Raw genomic sequence first — 21,777 nt, 5'->3', positions numbered from 1 at the left:
GAGATCACCACTGCTCCCAGTGGATGACCTCCTCCGGGTCCGGGCGCAGGGCCGGACGGAAGTCGGTGCCCAGGGTGTACGCGACCGGCGAGAGCGCCGCGATCGTCACCTCGTCGATCGGGATGCCGACGACGTCCGCGGTCTCCTGCTCACGGAACAGCGAGACGGACGTCCACGCGGTGCCGAGCCCGCGGGCGCGGGCGGCGAGCATGAACGACCACATGCCGGGCATGACGCTGCCGAGCAGCGTGGTCTTCGCGATCGACGGCCCGTTGTCCGGCCGCCCCATGGCGCAGGCGAGGACGAGCGCGGGCGCGCGGTGCATGTTCTCGGCGAGGTAGTCGGCCGAGCCCGACGTGCGCTGCTGGCTGGCGTTGCGCTCGGGCGTGCCCTTGTCGACCGCCCCGATGTAGGTCGGGATCTGCCGGTACTGCTCGTAGGCCTCCCGGTAGACGGCGGCGAGCGCCTCGCGCCGCTCCCGGTCGGTGACGATCACGAACTGCATGAGCCACCGGTTCGACCCCGACGGGGCCTGCAGGGCGACCCGGACGCAGTCGGTGAGCAGCTCCTTGGGCACGGGCCGCTCGAAGTCGAGGCGCTTGCGCACGCTGCGGGTGGTGGTGAGGACGTCCTCGGCGGAGAGACCGAGGTCGGTGTCGGCAGGCAGAGCCACGGCGTCGTGCTCCCTTCGGGCAACCTACGCAGTAGTATGTTGGCTCGTCGCCTAGTGTCAAGGGTCACGTCGGAGCAGTTCCGGAGGGGATCGGGTGAGCGTGACCGCGATCAGCCAGGGACGGCCGGGGCCCGGTGACCAGGGCCGGTCCGCGGTGCTGGCCGCGGCGGCCAAGACCTTCGCCGGCCGCGGCTACGCCGGCTCGAGCATGGACGACATCGCCGACGAGCTCGGCGCGACCAAGGGCCGGGTCTACCACTACTACCGGAGCAAGGCCCGCGTCCTCGAGGACATCCTGCTGCTCGGCGCCCGCACGCTGCGCGAGGCCGTCGAGCCGGTGGCGGGCCGGCCGGGGCTCGATCCCGCGGCCCGGCTCGAGGAGATGGCCGTCGAGCACGCGCTGGTCCTCATGCGCCAGAACGACGTCCAGGCGGTCACCCTGCACACCATCCACCTCGTCACCGGGCGCGCGAGCGAGCCCGGCGAGGCCAACCCGTTCCGCTACATCGTCGAGGCGCGCGACGCCTACGAGGAGCTCTGGCGCGCGGTGATGGCGGACGGTGTCGCGACCGGCGCCTTCGACGCGCCCGACCCCGACCTCGCCGTCCGCGCCGTGCTCGGGGCGTTGAACTGGTCGACGGTCTGGTACCGCCCGAGCGCGCACGACACCGACGACCGCACCCGCCGCCTCGCCGAGGGCCTCGCGTCGTATGCGGTGCGCGGGGTGCTGCGCCACGGCGACTGAGCGCCGAGTCGGACGCCCGCGAGGGCGGTGACCGCGACCGCCACGGCAGGTCCGAGCGGATGCGCCTCGAGCGCACCGCTCAGGTCGAGCCGGGACGCGCAGTCAACGGTTCTCACGACGAAGATCGATCAGACCGGCGACACCGACCGCCTCGCCTTGATCGCCGTCTCGGTGACGTCCGCCCGCAGTTTCGAGGGGTTTCGTCACCGAGACCACGATCATGAGCCGTCGACGCCCGGTGATCTTCTCGTTGCCAGCGCCACGACCACGTAGAAGTACCGACGACGCGCGGCGCGATTCCTGTGAGCGTCGGAGGATGCGCAACAAGGCCCTCGTCGCCGTCGTGCTGGCGGCGCTCGCGTGGTCCGCGGTGTCGCCCGTCGACCGCCTGACCTGGCTGCTCGAGGTCGCGTGGGTGCTGGTGCTCCTGCCGGTGGTGATCGTGCTCCGGCGCCGCTTCCCGCTGACGCCGCTGCTGGCGGTCCTGCTCGCCGTGCACGCCCTGGTGCTGATCTACGGCGGCCACCACACGTACGCCGCGACGCCGCTCGGCGAGTGGGTGCGCGCGACGTTCGACCTGTCGCGCAACCCGTACGACCGGCTCGGCCACCTCGTCCAGGGCGTCGTCCCCGCGATCGCCGTGCGCGAGCTGCTGCTCCGTCGCAGTCCGCTGCGGCGCGGCCTGCTGCTCGTCGCCCTGGTCACCGCCTCCTGCCTCGCCTTCAGCGCGTTCTTCGAGCTCCTCGAGTGGTGGTCCGCGCTGGCGCTGGGCCAGGGCGCCGACGCCTACCTCGCGACCCAGGGCGACGTCTGGGACACGCAGTGGGACATGGCGCTCTGCCTGTGCGGGGCGCTCCTCGCCCAGCTGCTGCTCGCCCGCCGACACGACCGAGACCTCGCCGACCTCACGAGAGGACAGAACGTGGGAACACTTCCGGGTCCCCGGACCGTCACAGCAGCATGGAGCGACAGATGATCCGGCACCCCGCGCCGCCGCGGGTCGAGGCGCCGGCCGGGCTGGCCGACGTGGCCGAGCTCGGTGAGCCCTGGGCGGCCACCGCCTGGCACCACGCCGTCGCGATCGCGGCGGGCTGGCGGGGCGAGCCGACCTGGACGCCCTGGGGCTACCCGCCGCCCATCCCCTACGACCGGATCCCCGCGCCCCGCGGCCCGGTGTCGGTCCCGCCGGCGCCCACCCGCCCCGACACGACGCCGCGCTGGATGCCGACCCCGCCCATCGGGATCGCCCCCGCCTGACCCGCCACGCCGTTCGCCCCACCGTCGCCTCCGTTCGCCAGATTCCGGGCACGCAGCCACGGCGCCACACTGCTGACACGAAGGAGGGGGCGGCCGTGGTGGAGTCAGCGAACGCGACGATGCGGGCGGCGCGGTTCTACGCGTGGGGGGAACCGCTGCGGGTCGAGACGGTGCCGCGCCCGCGGCTGTGGCACGACGACGACGTGCTGGTCAGGGTGGCCGCGGTCGGCCTGTGCGGGTCGGACATCCACATCGCGATCGAGGGGATCACGCCCACCGGATTCCAGCCGATCGCCCTCGGCCACGAGATCGCGGGAACGGTGGAACAGGTCGGCGCCGAGGTCCGGGACTGGGCGCCCGGTGACCGGGTGGCGGTCGCCCCGCTCGTCTTCGACGGCACGTGCGTGAACTGTCTGGCGGGGCACGCCGAGGTCTGCCTGCACCGGCGCGGGATCGGCATCCATGTCGACGGCGGGCTCGGCGAGTACGTCGTCGTCCCCGCCCGCAACCTCTGCCGGCTCCCGGGGTCCGTGCCGTTCGAGGTGGGCGCGGTCGTCACCGACGCCGTCGCGACGCCGTTCCACGCGCTGGTCGACGTCGGCCGCGTCCGGGCGGGCGAGTCGGTGGCGGTGATCGGGGTCGGAGGCCTGGGCCTGCACGCGGTGCAGATCGCCCGCCTCCTCGGCGCCTTCCCCGTGATCGCCGTCGACCCGCGGCCGACCCAGCGCGACCGCGCGCTCGAGCAGGGCGCCGACGTGGCGCTCGACCCGGGGTCCGGCACCGTGCTCGACGACGTCCACGCGGCCACCGGCGGGCGGGGCGTCGACGTCGCCGCCGAGTTCGTGGGGCGCCGCGAGTCGATCGCGCAGGCGGTGGACGTCCTGCGGATCGGGGGCCGCACGGTGGTCGCCGGCCTGGGTGCCGACCCGATCACGGTGGTGCCGCCGACGACGTTCGTGCGCAAGCAGCTCGCGCTGCTCGGCTCCTACGGGTTCACCGTCTCGACGATCCGGCAGGTGCTGGGGCTCGTCGAGTCCGGCCGGCTCGACCTGAGCCGCTCGATCACGCACACCTTCGCGCTCGACGACGTGAACACCGCCCTGCGGGTCCTGCACGAGAAGACCGAGGAGCCGCACCGGGTGGTCGTGACCCATGCGCTGCGCGCACGTGAGTGATCCGGGTCGTCGGGACGACCCGGATCACTCACGTGCGGAGCATCAGAAGTAGGTCTTGCGTCCACCGACCCCCCGGCCGACCGCACCGAGGATGGTGAGGATCAGCCCGACGACGAGCAGGATCGCGCCGATCGTGTAGAGGATCGAGATCCCGAGCACGTAGCCCAGGATGATGAGGATGACGCCGAGGATGATCACCGATGGGCCTCCTTGGTGGCGCGGGGCCGTTTGCGCGGCACCCGGCCGACACGTGTCGCGCAGCCGTCGGGTTCTCGACGACTGCGCGGCTGAGCAGACCTCATGGAGCCGCGCGTGGGGGGAGCAATCGGGGAACTAATTTCCGGCGCTGTCGCCGATCTCGAGGCGGACGTGGGTGCCGGCGGCGCCGGTCCAGAGGTGCAGCACGTCGGTGAGCTGGCGCGCGAGCCACACGCCGCGGCCGCGCACCGACCGCGTCTCCGGGCAGCGCAGCCCCGGTGTCGTCGTCGTCATCCGCCCGGGATCGCTGATCTGGGCGATCAGCCGTCCGGGCCGCGACCACCACGACAGCGTGCCGTGCCCCGGACCGTGCTCGATGCTGTTGCTGACCAGCTCGCCGACCGCGAGGACGAGGCCGTCGACCTGGTCGTCGTCGAGGCCGGCCTCCTCGCCGCGGCGGTGCGTCTCGCGCCGGATGTCGCGCAGCGCGGCGACGCCGTCGAACGCCGTGGTCCGGTCCGGCGGGCCGAGCTCGGGCGCCGGCGGCGCGGGGACCTCCGTCAGCACCTGGTCGGGGGTGAGGTAGCGCGGGTTCGGGCTCGCCGTCGCCCCGACGTAGAGCTCGGGGTGGTTCCAGTGCAGGAAGCGGTCGCTGTCCTCGACGTCGCGGGCGTCGTCGCGCAGGCAGACCAGCGTCACCGGGAGGCCGCGCAGGGCGAGGTTCGAGCTCGCGTCCAGCACGCTCCAGGCGGCCGGGGCGCCGGCGGACGAGCTGTCGGACAGGACCAGGGCGGCGCGTCCGCCCGCCGTCATCTCGCGCAGCGTCGCGGCACGGCGCGCCGCCGTCGTCTGCCCGCTGTAGGTGTAGGGCTGCGCCGGCTCGCCGAAGACGATCCCCGCGACCATGTCGCCGAGGTACCGCTCGAGGGCCGCGCGGACCACGTCGTCGACGACGGCCAGCACGACGTCCCCGCGGGCCAGCGCCTCCTCGAGCGCGGGGGCGAGGGTCGCGACGAGGGCGTCGGCGTCCCGGTAGGTGATCGCGAGGTGGCGGAACGGGTCCGGCGCCCCGCCGGACGGCGGGGCGGAACGGTCGGGGGCGGCGGTCACGTCGTCGGGTCCTCGGGGGTGTCGCGGTCGAGCACCTCGAGGCGGGTCGTGAGCCCGAGGATGTCGAACATGCGACGGGTCTGCCCGTGGCCGAGGCGCACCGCGAGGCGGCGGTTCGCCGCGTCGGCGCCGTGCTGGGCGAGCAGGACCAGCCGCACCCCGCACGACCCGACGTACTCGAGCCCGGAGAGGTCGAGGACGAGGACCGGCGGCGCGTCGGCCTCGGCCGCCGCGACCTGGTCCTGCGCGACGGCGAGGGTGTCGTTGTCCAGCTCGCCCCGCAGGGCGAGCTCCGTGCGGTCGTCGTAGGACGTGCGGTCCACCTCCAGGACGGCAGGGGGTTCGATCATCGCTCGACCCGCACCACGAGCAGCGCGACGTCGTCGCGGAGCCGGTCGCGCTGGAAGTCCGTGACGGCGGCGAGCAGGCCGTCGGCGAGGGCGTCGGCCGACCGTCCGGCGAGACCCGCCACGACGGCCGCGAGCCGCTCGGGCCCGAAGAACCCGGCCGGCCCGCGGGCCTCGGTGACCCCGTCGGTGTAGAGCACCAGGGCGTCGCCGGGACCGAGACGGACCTCGGTCTCCGGGAGGACGAGGTCGGCGAAGACCCCGACGAGCGTGCCGGGGATGTCGATCCACTCGACGTCGTGCCCCCGGAGCACGAGACCCGGCGGGTGGCCACCGTTCACCAGCGTCACCGTGACGCCCTCGGCGTCCCGGGTCATGACGCCGTGCGCCATCGTCGCGAACCGCGCCCGTGCCTCGCCGTGGTGGCGCAGCATCGCGGCGTTGACCCGGCGCAGCACCTCCGCCGGCCGCAGCCCGTGGCGCACCTCGGCGTGCACGGTGTGGCGGATCAACGAGGTCAGCGCCGCCGCCTGCGGGCCCTTGCCGCACACGTCGGCGACGGTCAGCGCCCACCGCTCGCGGTCCTCGTCGAGGTGGACGTCGTAGAGGTCGCCGCCGACGTAGACGTCGGTGAGGTCCGGGTCCGGCGGACGGTAGCGCCCGGCGCACGACACCCCGGGGACGTCGGGCAGCTCGCTCGGCAGCAGGGCCGTCTGCAGGGTGCGCGCGACCAGGCGCTGCTGCTCGTAGAGCGCGGCGTTGTCGAGGGCGAGCGCGGCCGCGGCGGCGAGCTGCCCGACGAACGTCAGGTCCTCCTCGGTGAAGCGCCGCCCCGACTCGGCGTGCACCAGCGTGAGCGCCCCGAGGCTGCGCCCCCGCACCAGCAGCGGCACCACGATCGCCGAGCGCATCCCGAGCTCCCGGAGCAGCGCGAGGTGGGTCGCGTCGACGGCGGAGGCGACGAGGAGCTCGTCGGGGACGTCGGGCAGGACGACGGGGATCCCGGTGCGCGCCACGTCGACGGCTCCGCCGCGGGCGTCGGGGTCGCGCGGGTAGCGGCGCTCGAGCCGCTCGACGAACTCGATCTTCTCGGGGTCGAGGTGCGCGACGGCGACCTTCTCCACGCGGGAGCCGCGGACGAGGTGCACGGCCGACCAGTCGGCGATGCCCGTGACGGCGAGGTCGGCGAGCTGGCGCAGCCGTTCCTCCACCGACAGCGGCGCCTCCATCAGGCGGCCCGCCTGCGCCAGGAACGCCATCCGGTCGCGCTCGCGCTCGGCGACGGCGCGGGCGTCGCGCTCGGCGGCGTAGAGGCGCGCGCGGTCGAGCGCCTGGGAGCAGAGCGAGGCGACGGTCAGGAGGAACTCGCGGTCGGCGGGGTCGAAGGCCCGGGGCCGGTAGAAGCTGAAGACCACGGCGCCGAGGACGCGGTCGTCGACGCGCAGGGGCAGCACCGCCGACGCCTCGTGCCCCATCGACACCCCGAGCGGGGCCATCTCCGGATAGCGCGTGCGCCACTGCCCGGCGTCCTCGAGCCAGACCGGTTCGCCGGTGAGGACGGCGTCGGACATCGGGCGGCCGCGGTGCAGCGGGATCCGGGCGAACTGGTGCGTGTCGCCCGGCCAGCCGTGCGTGTGCAGCGACTCCATGACCTCGGCGTCGTCGCGGCGGCTGTAGGCGGCGCAGGCGTCGGCGCCGATGAGCGCGGCCGCCGTCGTGGCCGTGAGCCGGCCGATGTCCGCGGGGGTGAGGGCGCGGGAGAGCTGCTCGGTCAGCTGCTGGATCCCCGCCGCCCGGGCCGTGCTGGCGTCGAGCACGGACGTGGCTACGGAAAGTAGCTCGTCCGTCTTGGCCGTCACCCGCGGGAGACTAACGGCCGCGTGGCCGCCCGGACAGGGAGCGATTCCGGTGACGCATGGTGATCATTCGGGTGACGGGAGAATTTCTCGGGGTCGATGTCGATCCGGTGCCTCGCCGGTCGACCTGTGGGTGCCAGGGTCCGCACGGGCCCACGACACCTCAGGGAGACAGCCGTGAAGTACATGCTGATCATGCGCGCGAACGACGAGGCCTACGCCGGGATGGCGGACGTGAGCATGGACGAGATGATCGAGAAGATGGGCCGGTTCCAGGAGGAGATGCTCCGGGCCGGCGTGCTGCTCGCCGCGGAGGGGCTCGAGGACCCGGCGGAGACGGTCGTCGTCGACCACGGCTCCGAGCCGCCGGTGGTCACCGACGGCCCCTACGGCGAGACCAAGGAGCTCTTCGGCGGCTTCTACCTGCTCAACGTGGCCTCGCGCGAGGAGGCCGTCGAGTGGGCCAAGCGCGCGCCCGGCACCGGTCCCGGCTTCAAGACCGAGATCCGCCGCGTCTCGACGATCGACGAGTTCCCCCAGGACAACGAGTGGATCCAGAAGGAGCGGGCGTGGCGCGAGGCGACCGGGCAGCTCTGAGCGGCCGCGAGGCCGTCGCGGCGGTCTGGCGCATCGAGTCCCCGCGCATCGTCGGCGCGCTCGCGCGCTACACCGGCGACTTCGCGCTCGCCGAGGACCTCGCCCAGGAGGCCCTCGCCGAGGCGCTCGTGACGTGGTCCCGCGACGGCGTGCCGCGCGAGCCCGCGGGATGGCTGCTCACGGTGGGGCGGCGACGCGCGATCGACGCGTTCCGCCGTCGCGCCGGGCGCGACGAGCGCTACGCCGCCCTCGCCCACGAGCTGGGCGAGGGCGGCGCGGCCACGGGAGGTGACCCGGTGCCCGAGGCCGACGACCTGCTCTTCGACCCCGACCGGATCGACGACGACGTCCTGTCGCTGATCTTCGTGTCGTGCCACCCGGTGCTCTCGCGCGAGGCCCGGGTGGCGCTGACGCTGCGGGTGGTCGGCGGCCTGACCAGCGACGAGATCGCGCGGGCGTTCCTCGTCCCGACCGCGACCGTGCAGGCGCGGATCACCCGCGCCAAGAAGGCGCTCGGGGCCGCCGGGGTGCCGTTCGGGGTGCCGCCGGCCGACGAGCGCGGCGAGCGCCTCGGGTCGGTCCTCAACGTGGTCTACCTGGTCTTCACCGAGGGGTCGTCGGCGAGCTCCGGCGACGACCTCATCCGCTTCGACCTCGCCGCCGAGGCCCAGCGCCTGGCGCGGGTCCTGGCCCGCCTCGCCCCCGACCACTCCGACGTCCACGGCCTGCTCGCCCTCCTCGAGCTCACCGCCGCGCGCTTCCCGGCGCGGACCGGGCCCGACGGCGAGCCGGTGCTGCTCGAGGACCAGGACCGGCGGCGCTGGGACGTCGCCGCGATCGGCCGCGGACGGGCCGCGCTGGCCCGCGCCCACGAGGTGGGCCGGGGCCTCGGCGCCTACGGGCTGCAGGCCGCGATCGCGGAGTGCCATGCCGTCGCGCCGTCGGTCGAGGCCACCGACTGGGAGCGCATCGTCCTGCTCTACGCGGCACTCGGGCGGCTCGCGCCCTCCCCGGTGGTCGACCTCAACCGCGCGGTGGCCGTGTCGATGGCGCAGGGCCCGGCGGCCGCGCTGCCGATCGTCGACGGGCTGGAGGGCTCGGAGGTCCTCGCGGGCTCGCACCTGCTGCCGAGCGTCCGCGGGGAGCTGCTCACCCGGCTCGGACGCCCCGCCGAGGCACGGCAGGCCCTGGAGCTCGCGGTCGCGCGCTGCGGCAACGAGCGGGAACGGGGCCTGCTCCGGCGCAAGATCGCCGGCCTCGACGGGGCGTGAGCGTCAGACCTCCACCGACGGCGTGGACTGCCGTGCGGGCTCCCGCGTCACGAACAGCATCAGCAGCGCGCCGATCACGGTCAGGGCGCTCATCAGCACGAACCCGCTGGTGAACGTGCCTGTCGACTGCACGATGAAGCCCATGGCGGCCGGCGCGACGATGCCGGCGAGCGCGAACGCGGCGTCGGCGAACCCGGCCGCGCTGCCCGGCTGGCCGGGCTCGGCGTCGATCGACGCGACCCACCAGATGCCGCCGGTGACGAACCCGAAGCCGACGCCGAGGGAGATGAAGATCAGGGCGACGGTGAGCGTCGGGTCGAGGAAGACGGGGATGAGCGACGCGCCGGAGAGCAGCAGCGCGCACCCCATGATCGTGAAGCGGCTGCGGATGCTCTGCGTGCGCCGGTAGACGCGGTCGACGAGCACGCCGCCGACGAGCGCGCCGACCACGCCGGCCGCCCAGGGCGCGACCGAGAAGGCGCCGACGGCCTTGATGCTCAGGCCGTAGTTGGTCGAGAGGAACTGCGGCAGCCAGTACATGAAGCCCCAGAACATGAAGCCCCAGGCGAAGTAGCCGGCCGCGACGATCCAGAGGTTGCGGTTGGTCAGCAGCGAGCGCCAGTCGACGCCGCCGGACCGGTTCTCGGCCTCCTCGACGTCCTGGCCCGCGGCGATGTGGGCGCGCTCGGCCTCGTTGACCCGCGGCGACTCGTTCGGCGTGTTGCGCAGCAGCCCGATCGCGACGACCGCCCAGGCGATGCCCAGGACGGCCATGACCCAGAACGTGCCGCGCCAGCCGACGGCGCCGATGAGGTTGGTGAGCACCGGGCCGGCGATGAGCAGGCTGCCCGAGACCGCGACGCCGCCGATGAGCGCGAGGGCGAACCCGCGCTCGGCGCGCGGCAGCCAGCGGCTCACGGTCCGCGTCGCGGCGGGGAACGCCGGGGCCTCGCCCGCGCCGAGGATGATGCGGATCAGCAGGAGGCCGATGAAGCCGCCGGCGAGCGGGATGAGCGCGGTCGCGAGCGAGAAGATGGTGATCGCGACGAGCAGGACCTTGCGGGGGCCGAAACGGTCGACCAGCGGGCCCGACAGGAATGCGAAGACCATGTACCCGATGGCGAACGCACTCGAGATGATCCCGTACTGCGCCGTCGAGATCCCGAATTCGCGCTGGAGCGGCTCCACAGCGTAGGAGACCGCCGAGCGGTCGATGTAGTTGATGATGATGAGGGCGACGATCAGTGCGATGGTCGCCCAGCGGAACCGTGTCTGCATCGGTGGTGTTCCGTTCGGAGAAACGGGATTTCCTGGCTGTTGAGTCGAGCTTGTCGCGCCCTACCTGTGCAGGTCAAGGGCTCGTCAGGTCGCCGTGCCATCGAATTCACCATTGTTCCGGTGAGAGGAACAATGGTCAGAGACGTCGGCCCAGATCGGTCAGGAGATCGGCGACCGGGCGCCCGCCCTGCAGTTCCCGGACGGCGTCGACGACGGTCGGCACCTCGTCGGCGGAGATCGACCGGACCGCGTTGGTGCGGAATTTCTCGGCGACCTCGCCGGGGGAGAGCGGGCGTTCGGGCCCGCCCCGGTTCTCCCGGATCCGCTCGGTCCGCGACTCCCCGTTCTCGAGGCGCACGGTGAGCACCGCGGGGAACTGCCGGGGGAAGATCGCGGTCGACTCCTCGTCGGGCACGCAGCGGACGCGCTCGGCGAGCGCGAGCCGGCCGGGGTCGGCGGCCGCGGCGTCGGTGAAGTCGTCGTGCGAGAGACCCAGCCCGCCGCCGCCGAGCAGCGCCGCCGCGACGGTGTAGGGGCCGCTGAACGCCGCGTGGTACCCCGAGCGGGGGCGGGCCTTCTCCGCGGCCGGCTCGGCGATGGTGCGCAGCACGGGCGCCGGCGCGCCGAGGGTCAGCTCGGTGATGCGCTCCGGCGCCACGCCGGCGTCGCGCATCCGCAGGGCCGCGTCGACCCCGGCGTGGGTGAAGTGGTTGCACGGGTAGGGCTTGGTGAACACGCGCAGCGTCTCCCAGTGCTCGCCGAGCCCGTCGGTGACGCGGTCGACGTGGAAGCGCTCGCCGCAGAACGCCCGCAGGAAGCCGAAGCGGCCCTCGAGCACGGTCGGCGGGCCGGTGAGCCCGTGCCGCGCGAGGTCGGCCGCGGCCACGCCGGCGTGCGCCGCCCAGCCGCAGTGCACGCGCTTGACGGTGCCGCCGGTGCGGTTGGCCTCGATGACGCCCGCGCCGGTGCTCGCCGCGATCCCGATCGCCGAGGTCAGCGCGTCGGCGTCGAGGCCGCGCAGCATCCCGGCGGCGACCGCGGCGCCGACCGCCCCGCAGATCGCCGTCGCGTGCTGGCCGTGCTCGAAGAACACGGAGTTGCCGAGCTCCTCGTCGTAGCCGGCCATGCCCAGCCGGCACGTCAGCTCGACCCCGACCGCGGCGGCGTCGAGGTACGCGGTGCCCGAGGCGCCGACGGCCTCGGCCGCGGCCAGCGCGGCGGGCAGGACCGCCGCCGACGGGTGGAGCACCGAGGGCAGGTGGGTGTCGTCGAAGTCGAGGCTGTGGGCCAGCGTGCCGTTGACCAGCGCCGCGGAGGGGGCCGGGAGCCGGCGGCCGTCGGCGAGCGAGGTCGCCGCACCCGTCCCGCCCCACTCCGCGACCACCGCGGCGGCCACCCGGGCCGGCTCGGCGTCCCGGGCGGCGAGCGAGTTGCCGAGGACGTCGGCGGTGCGCGCCACGAGGTCGGCGCGCAGCTCGGACGGCAGGCCCTCGGCGGCGGCGCGCGCGGCGAAGGCGGCGATCGCCTGGGCGGGCGTGGCGCTCATGCCCCGACCACCGCCACCGGGCGGACCGGGGAGCCCGTGCCGCCGACGATCCGCAGCGGCGTGAGGACGAAGAGGAACTCGGTGAGGCCCTGCGCGGCGGCCTCCTCGAGCGCCATGTGCTCGACGATGTGGATGCCGTGCTCGACGAGCAGGATGCGGTGCACCGGCAGCACGCGGTGGCCGTCGCCCGGCGGGATGCGCTCGAACGCCGTGGTGTCCGCGCCCGCGGCGACCACGCGCCGCTCGGCGAGCCAGCGGGCGCCGTCCTCGGTGACGCCGGGGACGCCGGTGTCGTGCCCGAGGTAGGACGCCGCGTCGTCGAAGCGCTGCGCCCAGCCCGTGCGCACGAGCGCCGCGTCGCCCGGTCCCGGCTCCGCACCGGCGCGCTCGGCGGCGGTCGCGAGGTCGGCCGCGCTGACGCCCTCGCCGGGCTCGAGCGCGGAGGTCCCGCGGACGGCGGGGATGTCCAGCAGCACGCCCCGCGTGATCATCGGCGGGATGCGCTCGGCGCCGTGCTCGGTGTGGAGGCCGCCGCGCTGCGCGGCCTCGGCGTCGACGCCGCCGTGCAGCAGCCCGTCGTGACTGACGTGGGACAGGGCGTCGACGTGGGTGCCGACGTGCCCGCCGGTCACGAGGATCTCGTTGGAGGCCGACCCACCGTCGGGGCGCACCGCGTCGCCGTGGCGGCGGATCAGCGTCATCCGGAAGCCCGGGTGGTTGGGCGAGGTCGGCATGCCGGTGAACAGCGGCTGCCCGAGCTCGACGGTGCGGGTGCCCGCGGTGACGGCGTCGATCAGCGCGCGCGTGCTCGTGGCGGTCGTCATCGGTCCTCCTGGACTCCGGTCGGGTGGGCCTGCTCGAGCACGCGGACCGCGCCCGCGACGACGGCGGCGTCGACGAAGCGCCCCCGCTCGTCGACCCAGGCGCTCTCGCCGCGCCCGGCGGCGTCGCTGAGCGAGTCGAGCAGCGCGCGGGCGGCGCCGACCTCGTCGCCGGTGGGCGTGAAGGCCCGGTGCACGGGCTCGACCTGGCGGGGGTGGATCACCGAGCGCCCGAAGAAGCCCTGGTCACGGGCCTCGCGGCTGTCGCGCTCGAGCCCGTCGGGGTCGGCGAGGTCGGTCCACACGCTGGTCACCGGCGCGGCGAGCCCGGCGGCCCGCGCGGCGACGACGACCCGCTGACGTGCCCACGCGAGCGCGTCCGGGCGGCGGACGCCGAGGTCGGCGGCGAGGTCGGCCTCGCCGAGCGAGACCGCGACGACGCGCGGGTGCGCCCGGGCCAGGGCGAACGCCTGCTCGACGCCCAGCGCCGACTCGAGGAGCAGGTGCAGCGGCAGGTCGAGCCGGTCCGCGAGCGCCGCGACGGTGTCGGGCTCGCCGGCCTTGGGCAGGCGGACGCCGTCGAGCGCGGTGCCGGCCAGTGCGGCGACGTCGTCGGCGCACCACGGCGTGTCGACGGCGTTCATCCGCACCCAGAGCTGCTTCTCGCGCGGGGTCGCCGCCGCCGCGACCGCGGCGTCGCGCGCGGCGTCCTTGGCGTCGGCGGGCACGGCGTCCTCGAGGTCGAGCACCACCGCGTCCGCGGGCCCGGCGAGCGCCTTGTCGAGCAGCTCGGGGCGGTGCGCGGGGACGTAGAGCCAGCTGCGCGCCCGCCCCGGACCCGGTCTCACACTGCTCCCGCGGCCCGCAGCTCGGCGAGGCGCGCGTCGTCGACGCCGTGGCGGGCGAGCACCTCGGCGGTGTGCTCGCCGAGGCGCGGGCCGGTGGTGCGGACGCGGCCCGGGGTCTCGGAGAGCCGGAAGGGCACGTTCTGGAAGCGCACCGGGCCGAGCTCGTCGTCGTCGACCGAGACGATGCTGCCCAGGGCCGCGTACTGCGGGTCGTCGAGCACGTCGGCCGCGGTGTAGATCGGCGCCACCGCGGCCTCGGCCTTCTCGAACGCGGCGACGACCTCCTCGCGGTCGCGCGCCGCGATCCACGACCCGACGGCCTCGTCGAGGACGTCGGCGTGGCGCGCGCGCTCGGCGCCGGTCGCGAACCACGGCTCGTCGATGAGCTCCGGGCGCCCGACCAGCCGCATCACGCGCTCGGCGATCGACTGCGCGCTCGTCGACACGGCGACCCAGCGGCCGTCGGCGCACTCGTAGGTGTTGCGCGGCGCGTTGTTCGAGGAGCGGTTGCCGTGGCGCGGCTGGAGCTCGCCGAGCTGGTCGTAGGCGATGACCTGCGGGCCCAGCACGGTGAGCAGCGGCTCGATGATCGCCATGTCGAGCACCTGCCCGCGGCCCGTCTGCTCGCGGGCGCGCAGCGCGGTCATGATCCCGAACGCCGTGGTCAGCGCGGCGACCCCGTCGGCGAGACCGAACGGCGGCAGGGTCGGCGGCCCGTCGGGCTCGCCGGTGATCGCGGCGAACCCGCTCATGGCCTCGGCGAGCGTGCCGAACCCGGGCCGCGACGAGTACGGCCCGAACTGGCCGAACCCGGTGACGCGGGCGAGGACGAGGCCGGGGTTGGCCTCCGAGAGCACGTCCCACCCGACGCCCCAGCGCTCGAGCGTGCCGGGGCGGAAGTTCTCGATGACGACGTCGGCGTCGGCCGCGAGCGCGCGGAAGACCTCCTGGCCCTCGGGCGACGACAGGTTCAGCGTGATCGCCTGCTTGTTGCGGCCGAGCATCTTCCACCACAGGCCGACGCCGTCGCGCTGCGCGCCGTGGGTGCGCGAGGGGTCGCCGCGCGGGTGCTCGATCTTGATGACCTCGGCGCCGTGGTCGCCGAACATCGTCGCCGCCAGCGGGCCGGCGAAGAGCGTGGCGACGTCGAGGACCTTGAGGCCGGCGAGGGCGTCGGGGGCCGTCATCAGGCGTTCCTTCCCGCCGCGACGGGGGCGGCGCTGCTGGGGTGTCCCGGATCGCCACCCAGGCGCCGGGAGATCTGGGCGGCGACCGCGGCGACGCGCGGGCCGAGGCCGGCGACGAGCTCGTCGGTCATCCGGTAGCGCGGGCCGCACACGGAGATCGCGCCCAGCACCTCGCCGGAGACGCCGAAGACGGGCGCGGCGACCGATCCGGCGTCGGCCTGGCGCTCGCCGGCCGAGACCGCCCAGCCGCGGGCGACGATGTCGTCGAGCTCGCCGCGCAGGGCCACGGCGTCGACCGGGGTGTGCGGGGTCAGCGCCTCGAGCGGCTCGGCGAGCGCCTCCTCGCGGTGCTCCGGGTCGAGGTGGGCGAGCATGCACTTGCCCGAGCTGCCGGCGTGCAGCGGGAACCGGCGGCCGAGCTCCACGGTCATCTTGATCTCGTGCAGGCCGACGACCTGGTCGAGGTAGACGCGGCCGTGGGGGACCGGCGTCGAGAGCGTCGCGGTCTCCCGCGTCTCGTCGCGCAGGCCCCGCAGCAGCGGCAGGGCTGCGGAGCGCAGATCCGAGTCGCGCAGCGCCCGGGCGCCGAGCGCCGCGGCGGCCCCGCCGAGCCGGTACTCGCGGCTGGCGGGGTCGAGCGCGACCATGTCGCGCGCCGCCAGGGACTGCAGGATCCGGTGCACCACGGCCTTCGACAGGCCCAGGTCCCGCGCGATGCGCGAGACCCCGAGCGTCGAGGGCCCCTCGACGAACAGCAGCAGCACGTCGGCCACCCGTGAGGTGGACTCCGTGCCCCCCGTCGCGTCCGCCATGACGCCGACCTCCCGTCTCGCTCGACGGAACACACCTTCGGGGCGTTCCGCCCGGTGTGTCAACCGGCGCCGTCGTTCTCTTGCCAGCTGCCCTTTGAGCTGCTGTCATGCGAGTCGCGAGCTCGTCAGAGGCGTTTCTTCCAGCGAAACGAGGTGGTCGCGGTGGTGGACACCGACCTCGTGGTGGTCGGCGCGGGCGGGGGCCTGGCCGGCGCGCTGCGCGCCGCCGAGCACGGTCTGGACGTCGTCGTGGTGGAGGCCGACGAGCACTTCCGGCGGGGCAACAACACCGCCATGTCCACGGCGATGGTCCCGGGCGCGGGCAGCCGCTTCCAGCGCGCGGCGGGCATCGACGACTCGCCCGAGCTCTTCCTCGCCGACGTCGAGGCGAAGACCGCCGGCGCCGCGGACCGTCGCGTCGCCCGGGCGCTGACGACCGTGAGCGCCAGCCTCGTGGAGTGGCTCGCCGACGGGGTCGGGCTGCCGATCGAGCTGCCGGTCGACATGGACTACCCCGGGCACTCGGCCCGCCGCGTGCACACGGTGCCCGGCCGGCACGGGTCGTCGCTGCTGCGCGGGCTCGCCGACGCGGTGGCGGCGTCGGACCGGATCGACCTGCTGTGTCCGTCGCGGGCGGTCGACGTCCAGTTGCGCGATGGCGCCGTCGTCACCGTCTCCGACCCCTCCGGCGCGACCGAGGTCATCACCGCGCGCGCCGTCCTGCTCGCCACCAACGGCTTCGGCGCCGACGCCTCGCTGGTGGCCGAGCACGTCGGCGAGATCGCCGGCGCGACCTACCACGGCAGCGAGTACGCCCGCGGCGACGCGCTGCGCCTGGGCACGGCCCTGGGCGCGGCGACCGGGTGTCTCGACGCCTACCAGGGCCACGCGGCGCTCTCGGCGGCCGCGCGGACGCTGGTGACCTGGACGACCGTCATGCACGGCGCGGTCGTCGTCGACGCCGACGGCCGGCGCTTCGCCGACGAGACCGCCGGCTACTCGGAGTTCGCCGCGTGGCTCGCGGCCCGTCCCGGGGCGCGGGGCTGGGTCGTGCTCGACCAGCGGATCGACGCCCTGTCCCGGGCGTTCGGCGACTACCGCGACGTCGTCGACTCCGGAGCGCTGCGCTGGGCGGGGAACGTCGCCGACCTGGCCGGCCTCCTCGGCGTGCCGACGAGCGTCCTGGCCGGCGAGCTCGCCGACGCCGCCGCGGTCGCCCGCGGCGAGCAGGACGCCGACCGCGTCGGCCGGACCTCGGTGGAGGCGCCGCTCGCGGCGCCGCTGGCCGCGGTCGAGATCGTCCCCGCCCTGTTCCACACCCAGGGCGGACTGCGGGTCGACGAGCACGCCCGCGTGCTCGACGCGGACGAGCGCCCGCTCGGCCCCGTCTACGCCTCCGGCGGCGCGGCGGTCGGCATGTCCGGCCACGGCGCCGCCGGCTACCTCGCCGGCAACGGCCTGCTCCCCGCCCTCGGGCTCGCCCACCTGGCCGCGGACCACCTCGCGGCCACCCCACGACTGCAGGAGGTCTCCCCGTGAGCCACGACCTGATCATCCGCGACGTGCGCGTCGTCCGTCCGGGCGTCGAGGAGGTCGCGCACGCCGACATCGCCGTCGACGACGGGCGCATCACCGCCGTCGGGCCGGACCTCGGCGCGGACGCCGCGCGGGTCGAGGAGGGTCGCGGTCGCCTCGCCTTCCCCGGCGTCGTCGACGCCCACCAGCACTGGGGCATCTACAACCCGCTGTCCCAGGACGCCGAGACCGAGAGCCGCGCCTGCGCGCAGGGCGGCGTGACGACCTCGCTGACCTACATGCGCTCGGGGCAGTACTACCTGAACAAGGGCGGCGACTACGCCGACCTGTTCCCCGAGGTGCTCGCCGCCGCCGAGGGCCGCTCGTACGTCGACTACGCGTTCCACCTCGCGCCGATGCAGGCCTCGCACATCGACGAGATCCCGATGCTCGTCGACGAGCACGGCGTCACGTCGTTCAAGATCTTCATGTTCTACGGCAGCCACGGCCTGCACGGGCGCTCGAACGACCAGAACGCGTTCCTCATGATCCCCGAGGGCGAGCGCTACGACATCGCGCACTTCGAGTTCGTCATGCGCGGCATCCAGCGCGTCCGCGAGCAGCGCCCCGACATCGCCGACCGCATCTCGCTCTCGCTGCACTGCGAGACCGCCGAGATCATGACGGCGTACACGCGGATCGTCGAGCAGGAGGGGAGGCTGACCGGCCTCGAGGCCTACAGCGCCTCGCGCCCGCCGCACTCCGAGGGGCTCGCGGTCACGATCGCGTCGTACCTCGCCCACGAGACCGGGCTGCCGACGATCAACCTGCTGCACCTCTCGTCGGCGAAGGCCCTCGAGGCGGCGCTGCTGATGGCCGGCACGTTCCCGCACGTCGACTTCCGCCGCGAGGTGACGATCGGGCACCTGTTGGCCGACGTGTCCACCGCCGACGGGGTGGGCGGCAAGGTCAACCCGCCGCTGCGCCCGCGCGAGGACGTCGAGGCGCTGTGGCGCCACGTGCTCGCCGGCGAGGTGTCGTGGGTCGTCTCCGACCACGCCTGCTGCAAGGAGGCGACGAAGTTCGGCGACGACCCGGCGGACATCTTCGCCGCGAAGTCGGGCTTCGGCGGCACCGAGTACCTGCTGCCGGGACTCGTCGGCGAGGGGCGGAAGCGCGGCCTGCCGCTCGGCGCCGTGGCCGCGCTGACGTCGTGGAACCCGGCCCAGCGCTTCGGCCTGGGCTCCAAGGGCGACCTCGCACCGGGCTACGACGCCGACGTCGTGCTCGTCGACCCCGACCGCTCGTGGACCGTCGACGCGGCCCAGTCGGAGTCGACCCAGGAGTACACGCCGTTCCGCGGCCTCGAGATCGGCTCGACCGTCGACGCGACGTTCGTGCGCGGGCAGCGCGTGTGGGCCGACGGCAAGGTCGAGGGGGCGCCCACCGGCCGGTATCAGCACCGCCCGACGTCGGTCTGAGGCGCGCGACACCGCAGCGCACGTTCGAGCGCACTCCGGCGTGTCGCGCAGCGAGCATGTGGCGATCCTGGTGCTGGACGCCAGCGATGCCGCATCGCTCGTACCGGGGACGCGTCAGGACACCCCGCGGTCGGCGGCCGACCAGTGCTCCGCGCGCAGGTCGCGCTTGAGGATCTTCCCGGCGCCGGAGATCGGGAGCGCGTCGCGGAGCTCCACGGTGCGCGGGGCCTTGTAGCCCGCGATGAGGCCCTTGACGTGCTCGCGCAGCTCCTCGCTCGTCGGCGCGGCGCCGGGGACGGCGACGACGACCGCGTGCACGCGCTCGCCCCACTCCTCGTCGGGCACGCCGATCACCGCGCAGGACGCGACGTCCGGGTGCTTGGCCAGCGCGTTCTCGACCTCGACCGAGTACACGTTCTCGCCGCCCGAGACGATCATGTCCTTGATCCGGTCGACGACGTAGACGTAGCCCTCGTCGTCCATCCGGCCCCCGTCGCCGGTGTGCATCCACCCGCCGCGCAGCGCGCTCGCGGTCTCCTCGGGGCGGTTCCAGTAGCCGAGCATCACGTGCGGGCCGCGGCTGACGATCTCGCCGACGGTGCCGTACGGGACCTCGTCGTCGTTCTCGTCGATGATCCGCACCTCGGAGTGCGGCGCCGCGCGTCCGGCCGAGCGCCGCAGCCGGTCGACGCCGTGGTCGGCGGGCAGGAGCAGGGTCGCGACCGGCGAGAGCTCGGTCATCCCGTAGGCCTGGGTGAACTCGGCGGCGGGCAGGCGCTTGGCGGCGCGCTCGAGGACGGCCTCGGAGATCGGCGAGGCGCCGTAGAGCAGGTGGCGCAGGCTCGTGAGGTCGGCGTCGGCGGCCTCGGGGGAGTCGACCAGCAACTGGATCATCGTCGGCACGAGCAGGACGTCGGTGACCTCGTGCTGCGCGATCGCCGCGGCCACGCCCACCGGCGTGAACATCGGGACGATCACGTGGGTGCCGCCGACGACGTTGCGCGCGACCCAGGCGGCGCCGTCGGCGAGGTGGAACATCGGCGCGGCGTGCAGGTAGCGCCCGCCGGGCTCGGTGAACGCCCCGGACGCGGTGCTGCCCAGGGCCGACGCGAGCAGGTTCGTGTGGCTGAGCACCACGCCCTTCGGCGTCCCCGTGGTGCCGCCGGTGTAGTAGATGCCGTACGGGTCGTCGCCGCCGCGGCGCGCGTCGGGGACGGGCTCGTGGTCGGCGACGAGCGCCTCGAAGCCGACCATGCCCTCGGGCACCTCGCCGTCGCCGCTGTAGACGACGGTGCGCAGCACCGGGGCCTCCGCGCGGATCGCCGCCACCGCGGGGACGAACGCGTCGTCGACGACCAGGATCGCGACCTGCGCGTCCTCCAGCGAGAACGCGATCTCCGCCGGGCTCCAGCGGATGTTGACCGGGGTGACGACGCCGCCGGCCCACGGCACCGCGAACAGGTACTCGTGGAAGCGGTCGGAGTTCAGCGAGAGCATCGCGACCCGGTCGCCGGGCCCGACCCCGAGGCCCTGCAGGGCGCCGGCGAGCCGGGCCACGCGGTCGCGGCACTCGGCCCACGTCCGGACCCGGTCGCCCGCGATCGTCGCGGGACGGTCGGGGGTCTGCTGGGCAGCGCGGTGCAGTGCCTGGGTGATCTCCACGGTCGGTCCTTCCCTCGGTGCTTGCCGCGCTATGTGAACCGTGATTAGCTCACTGGCGGCGTCAGTGAAGCACGTCACGTGGCTTCGCGGAAGCGTCCGGCGGGAGGAGACCGGGATGATCCGGGCGTTCGGCGACGGGCCGGCGGCGTGACCGCCACGGCGCGCGAATCGTCGTTCACACCCCGTCGCCGTCCGCGCGACCGGCGCCGGCAGATCCTCGCGGCCGCGGCGGCGCTGTTCTGGTCCGAGGGGTACCACCGCGTCGGGATGGCGGACGTCGCCACGGCGGTCGGCATCGCCCCGAGCGCCCTCTACCGCCACGTCCGCGGCAAGCAGGAGCTCCTGCTCGCGGTCCTCGACGAGCACCTCGCCCGCATCGAGGCGCTGGTCGCCGCGCCCCCCGACGACCTCCTCGGCGGCCTCACCGCCCTCACCCTCGAGCGCCGGGAGTTCGGCCTGCTCTGGGAGCGCGAGGCCGGGCACCTGCCCGCCGACGAGGTCCGTGCGATCCGCCACCGCCTGCGCGCGGTGGCCGCGGTCGTCGCCGCCGCGAGCGCCGAGCCCGACCCGGCGACGGCCGAGCTGCGCGGGTGGGCCGCCCTCTCGGTGGTCGACAGCCCGTCGCACCACCGCTGGACGCTCGCGGGCGACCGGTTCGGCGACCTGCTCGCCGGGGCCGCGCGCGCGGTGCTGACCGCGCCGCTGCCGCCGGCGACCGGGCCGCCCGCCGCGTCGGGACGACCCCGCGGGCTCGCGCCCGCCTCCCGTCGCGAGGCCCTGCTCGCGGCCGCGACCCGGCTCTTCGGCGAGCACGGCTACCCGGCGGTCGGCCTCGGCGACATCGGCGCGGCGGCCGGGATCGCCGGCCCGAGCGTCTACCGGCACTTCGCGACCAAGACCGACCTGCTGCTCGCCGCCCTGTCCCGCGGCAACGAGGCGCTGTGGCTCGGCCTGCACCACGCGCTCGCCCGGGCGAGCGACGCCGACGACGCGCTGACCCTCCTCGCCGCCGACTACACGGCCTTCGTCGCCGAGAACCCCGAGATCGTCAGCGTGCTCGTGTCGCAGACCATCCACCTGCCCACGGAGCCGCGTGACGACCTGCGCCGCTCCCAGCGCGCCTACCTCGCCGAGTGGGTCGCGCTGCTCACCGCCGCGCGCCCGGAGCTCCCCGCCGCCGAGGCCCGGGTGCTCGTCCACGCCGCGCTCGCGCTGGTCAACAGCCTGGCGCGCGTGCACCACCTCGCGGTCCGGCCCGGTGCGCGCGCCCGGACCGCGGCGCTGGCCGGGGCCGTGCTGCGGACCTAATGGGGCTACACCGGCGTGGTCGTGGTCCAGACTCCGGTGTCCGAGCCGCCGGCCGGTGAGCACTGTCCGAACCGGATCCCAGATGGTTGA

At 74.7% G+C, this 21,777-nt stretch carries 21 protein-coding genes; 9 read left to right on the top strand and 12 right to left on the bottom strand.

What is annotated here, in order from left to right; translation table 11 throughout:
- Positions 1-4 precede the first annotated feature (4 nt).
- Positions 5-673 carry a nitroreductase family protein gene (locus EV188_RS11305; RefSeq protein WP_243741622.1) on the bottom strand — a complete coding sequence of 223 codons (669 nt, stop codon included), beginning with the start codon at positions 671-673 and terminating at the stop codon, positions 5-7.
- Between the two features lie 94 nt (positions 674-767).
- Here EV188_RS11305 and EV188_RS11300 point away from each other — a divergent pair, with 94 nt between their 5' ends.
- The 4 genes from EV188_RS11300 (at position 768) to EV188_RS11285 (ending at position 3,850) form a co-directional block, all read left to right on the top strand.
- Positions 768-1,418 carry a TetR/AcrR family transcriptional regulator gene (locus tag EV188_RS11300; protein ID WP_133826406.1) on the top strand — a complete coding sequence of 217 codons (651 nt, stop codon included), beginning with the start codon at positions 768-770 and terminating at the stop codon, positions 1,416-1,418.
- A gap of 316 nt (positions 1,419-1,734) precedes the next feature.
- A complete protein-coding gene (locus EV188_RS11295) occupies positions 1,735-2,394 on the top strand; it encodes a DUF2238 domain-containing protein (RefSeq protein WP_133826405.1) in 660 nt (219 codons plus the stop codon).
- Positions 2,391-2,675, top strand: coding sequence for a hypothetical protein (locus EV188_RS11290; RefSeq protein WP_133826404.1), 285 nt, complete (start codon positions 2,391-2,393; stop codon positions 2,673-2,675). The genes EV188_RS11295 and EV188_RS11290 overlap by 4 nt, the downstream gene beginning before the upstream one ends.
- Positions 2,676-2,770: 95 nt before the next feature.
- Entirely contained in the window at positions 2,771-3,850 is a 1,080-nt protein-coding gene (locus tag EV188_RS11285; RefSeq protein WP_133826403.1) for a zinc-dependent alcohol dehydrogenase, read from the top strand.
- Positions 3,851-3,892: 42 nt separating this feature from the next.
- Here EV188_RS11285 and EV188_RS31530 read toward each other — a convergent pair whose 3' ends face one another.
- The 4 genes from EV188_RS31530 to EV188_RS11270 all read right to left on the bottom strand — a co-directional run bounded on the left by EV188_RS31530 (position 3,893) and on the right by EV188_RS11270 (position 7,364).
- Positions 3,893-4,048, bottom strand: coding sequence for a DUF6131 family protein (locus EV188_RS31530; protein WP_166659838.1), 156 nt, complete (start codon positions 4,046-4,048; stop codon positions 3,893-3,895).
- Between the two features lie 135 nt (positions 4,049-4,183).
- Positions 4,184-5,158 (bottom strand): ATP-binding protein, encoded by a 975-nt coding sequence (locus tag EV188_RS11280; protein ID WP_133826402.1) that lies wholly within the window; start codon positions 5,156-5,158, stop codon positions 4,184-4,186.
- Positions 5,155-5,508 (bottom strand): STAS domain-containing protein, encoded by a 354-nt coding sequence (locus EV188_RS11275; protein ID WP_133826401.1) that lies wholly within the window; start codon positions 5,506-5,508, stop codon positions 5,155-5,157. Before EV188_RS11275 ends, EV188_RS11280 begins: the two co-directional genes overlap by 4 nt.
- On the bottom strand, positions 5,505-7,364 hold the full coding sequence (locus EV188_RS11270) for a SpoIIE family protein phosphatase (protein WP_133826400.1): 1,860 nt from the start codon (positions 7,362-7,364) through the stop codon (positions 5,505-5,507). The genes EV188_RS11275 and EV188_RS11270 overlap by 4 nt, the downstream gene beginning before the upstream one ends.
- 174 nt (positions 7,365-7,538) lie before the next feature.
- On the opposite strand from EV188_RS11270, the gene EV188_RS11265 reads away from it, so the two are divergent.
- Together EV188_RS11265 and EV188_RS11260 are read left to right on the top strand one after the other, a co-directional pair.
- The gene (locus tag EV188_RS11265; protein WP_133826399.1) at positions 7,539-7,958 is read left to right on the top strand and encodes a YciI family protein; all 420 of its coding nucleotides are present in this window, start codon (positions 7,539-7,541) and stop codon (positions 7,956-7,958) included.
- Entirely contained in the window at positions 7,931-9,229 is a 1,299-nt protein-coding gene (locus tag EV188_RS11260; RefSeq protein ID WP_133826398.1) for an RNA polymerase sigma factor, read from the top strand. The genes EV188_RS11265 and EV188_RS11260 overlap by 28 nt, the downstream gene beginning before the upstream one ends.
- Positions 9,230-9,232: 3 nt before the next feature.
- Here the strand turns inward: EV188_RS11260 and EV188_RS11255 are convergent, their stop codons facing one another.
- The 6 genes from EV188_RS11255 to EV188_RS11230 all read right to left on the bottom strand — a co-directional run bounded on the left by EV188_RS11255 (position 9,233) and on the right by EV188_RS11230 (position 15,721).
- Complete coding sequence (locus EV188_RS11255) at positions 9,233-10,507, bottom strand: MFS transporter (protein ID WP_133826397.1); 1,275 nt, start codon at positions 10,505-10,507, stop codon at positions 9,233-9,235.
- A gap of 136 nt (positions 10,508-10,643) precedes the next feature.
- Entirely contained in the window at positions 10,644-12,053 is a 1,410-nt protein-coding gene (locus EV188_RS11250) for an MmgE/PrpD family protein (protein ID WP_133826396.1), read from the bottom strand.
- On the bottom strand, positions 12,050-12,877 hold the full coding sequence (locus tag EV188_RS11245; protein WP_133826395.1) for a cyclase family protein: 828 nt from the start codon (positions 12,875-12,877) through the stop codon (positions 12,050-12,052). The genes EV188_RS11250 and EV188_RS11245 overlap by 4 nt, the downstream gene beginning before the upstream one ends.
- Positions 12,874-13,722, bottom strand: coding sequence for an HpcH/HpaI aldolase/citrate lyase family protein (locus EV188_RS11240; protein ID WP_133826394.1), 849 nt, complete (start codon positions 13,720-13,722; stop codon positions 12,874-12,876). The genes EV188_RS11245 and EV188_RS11240 overlap by 4 nt, the downstream gene beginning before the upstream one ends.
- Positions 13,719-14,909: a CaiB/BaiF CoA transferase family protein gene (locus EV188_RS11235; RefSeq protein WP_133826393.1), complete on the bottom strand. Its 1,191-nt coding sequence runs from the start codon at positions 14,907-14,909 to the stop codon at positions 13,719-13,721. Before EV188_RS11235 ends, EV188_RS11240 begins: the two co-directional genes overlap by 4 nt.
- Positions 14,909-15,721, bottom strand: coding sequence for an IclR family transcriptional regulator (locus EV188_RS11230; RefSeq protein ID WP_133826392.1), 813 nt, complete (start codon positions 15,719-15,721; stop codon positions 14,909-14,911). The genes EV188_RS11235 and EV188_RS11230 overlap by 1 nt, the downstream gene beginning before the upstream one ends.
- Before the next feature lie 162 nt (positions 15,722-15,883).
- On the opposite strand from EV188_RS11230, the gene EV188_RS11225 reads away from it, so the two are divergent.
- Together EV188_RS11225 and EV188_RS11220 are read left to right on the top strand one after the other, a co-directional pair.
- On the top strand, positions 15,884-17,260 hold the full coding sequence (locus EV188_RS11225) for an FAD-dependent oxidoreductase (RefSeq protein ID WP_243741621.1): 1,377 nt from the start codon (positions 15,884-15,886) through the stop codon (positions 17,258-17,260).
- A complete protein-coding gene (locus EV188_RS11220) occupies positions 17,257-18,717 on the top strand; it encodes a dihydroorotase (RefSeq protein WP_133826391.1) in 1,461 nt (486 codons plus the stop codon). The genes EV188_RS11225 and EV188_RS11220 overlap by 4 nt, the downstream gene beginning before the upstream one ends.
- 114 nt (positions 18,718-18,831) lie before the next feature.
- On the opposite strand, the gene EV188_RS11215 is transcribed toward EV188_RS11220, so the two are convergent.
- Positions 18,832-20,379, bottom strand: a complete 1,548-nt coding sequence (locus EV188_RS11215; protein ID WP_133826390.1) for an acyl-CoA synthetase — start codon at positions 20,377-20,379, stop codon at positions 18,832-18,834.
- 147 nt (positions 20,380-20,526) lie between these two features.
- Between EV188_RS11215 and EV188_RS11210 the strand changes: the two genes are divergently transcribed.
- The gene (locus EV188_RS11210) at positions 20,527-21,687 is read left to right on the top strand and encodes a TetR/AcrR family transcriptional regulator (protein ID WP_166659837.1); all 1,161 of its coding nucleotides are present in this window, start codon (positions 20,527-20,529) and stop codon (positions 21,685-21,687) included.
- Positions 21,688-21,777 lie beyond the last annotated feature (90 nt).

The organism is Actinomycetospora succinea (assembly GCF_004363095.1).
In the GTDB taxonomy this organism is placed as follows: domain Bacteria; phylum Actinomycetota; class Actinomycetes; order Mycobacteriales; family Pseudonocardiaceae; genus Actinomycetospora; species Actinomycetospora succinea.
The sequence above is the reverse complement of the archived record's forward strand: the minus strand, read 5'-3'. Positions and strand labels throughout refer to the sequence as shown.

Coding starts and splice junctions, on each gene's coding strand:
- EV188_RS11295 (WP_133826405.1), top strand. CDS start 1,735: ATGCGCAACAAGGCCCTCGTCGCCGTCGTGCTGGCGGCGCTCGCGTGG.
- EV188_RS11290 (WP_133826404.1), top strand. CDS start 2,391: ATGATCCGGCACCCCGCGCCGCCGCGGGTCGAGGCGCCGGCCGGGCTG.
- EV188_RS11275 (WP_133826401.1), bottom strand. CDS start 5,508: ATGATCGAACCCCCTGCCGTCCTGGAGGTGGACCGCACGTCCTACGAC.
- EV188_RS11255 (WP_133826397.1), bottom strand. CDS start 10,507: ATGCAGACACGGTTCCGCTGGGCGACCATCGCACTGATCGTCGCCCTC.
- EV188_RS11250 (WP_133826396.1), bottom strand. CDS start 12,053: ATGAGCGCCACGCCCGCCCAGGCGATCGCCGCCTTCGCCGCGCGCGCC.
- EV188_RS11245 (WP_133826395.1), bottom strand. CDS start 12,877: ATGACGACCGCCACGAGCACGCGCGCGCTGATCGACGCCGTCACCGCG.
- EV188_RS11235 (WP_133826393.1), bottom strand. CDS start 14,909: ATGACGGCCCCCGACGCCCTCGCCGGCCTCAAGGTCCTCGACGTCGCC.
- EV188_RS11230 (WP_133826392.1), bottom strand. CDS start 15,721: ATGGCGGACGCGACGGGGGGCACGGAGTCCACCTCACGGGTGGCCGAC.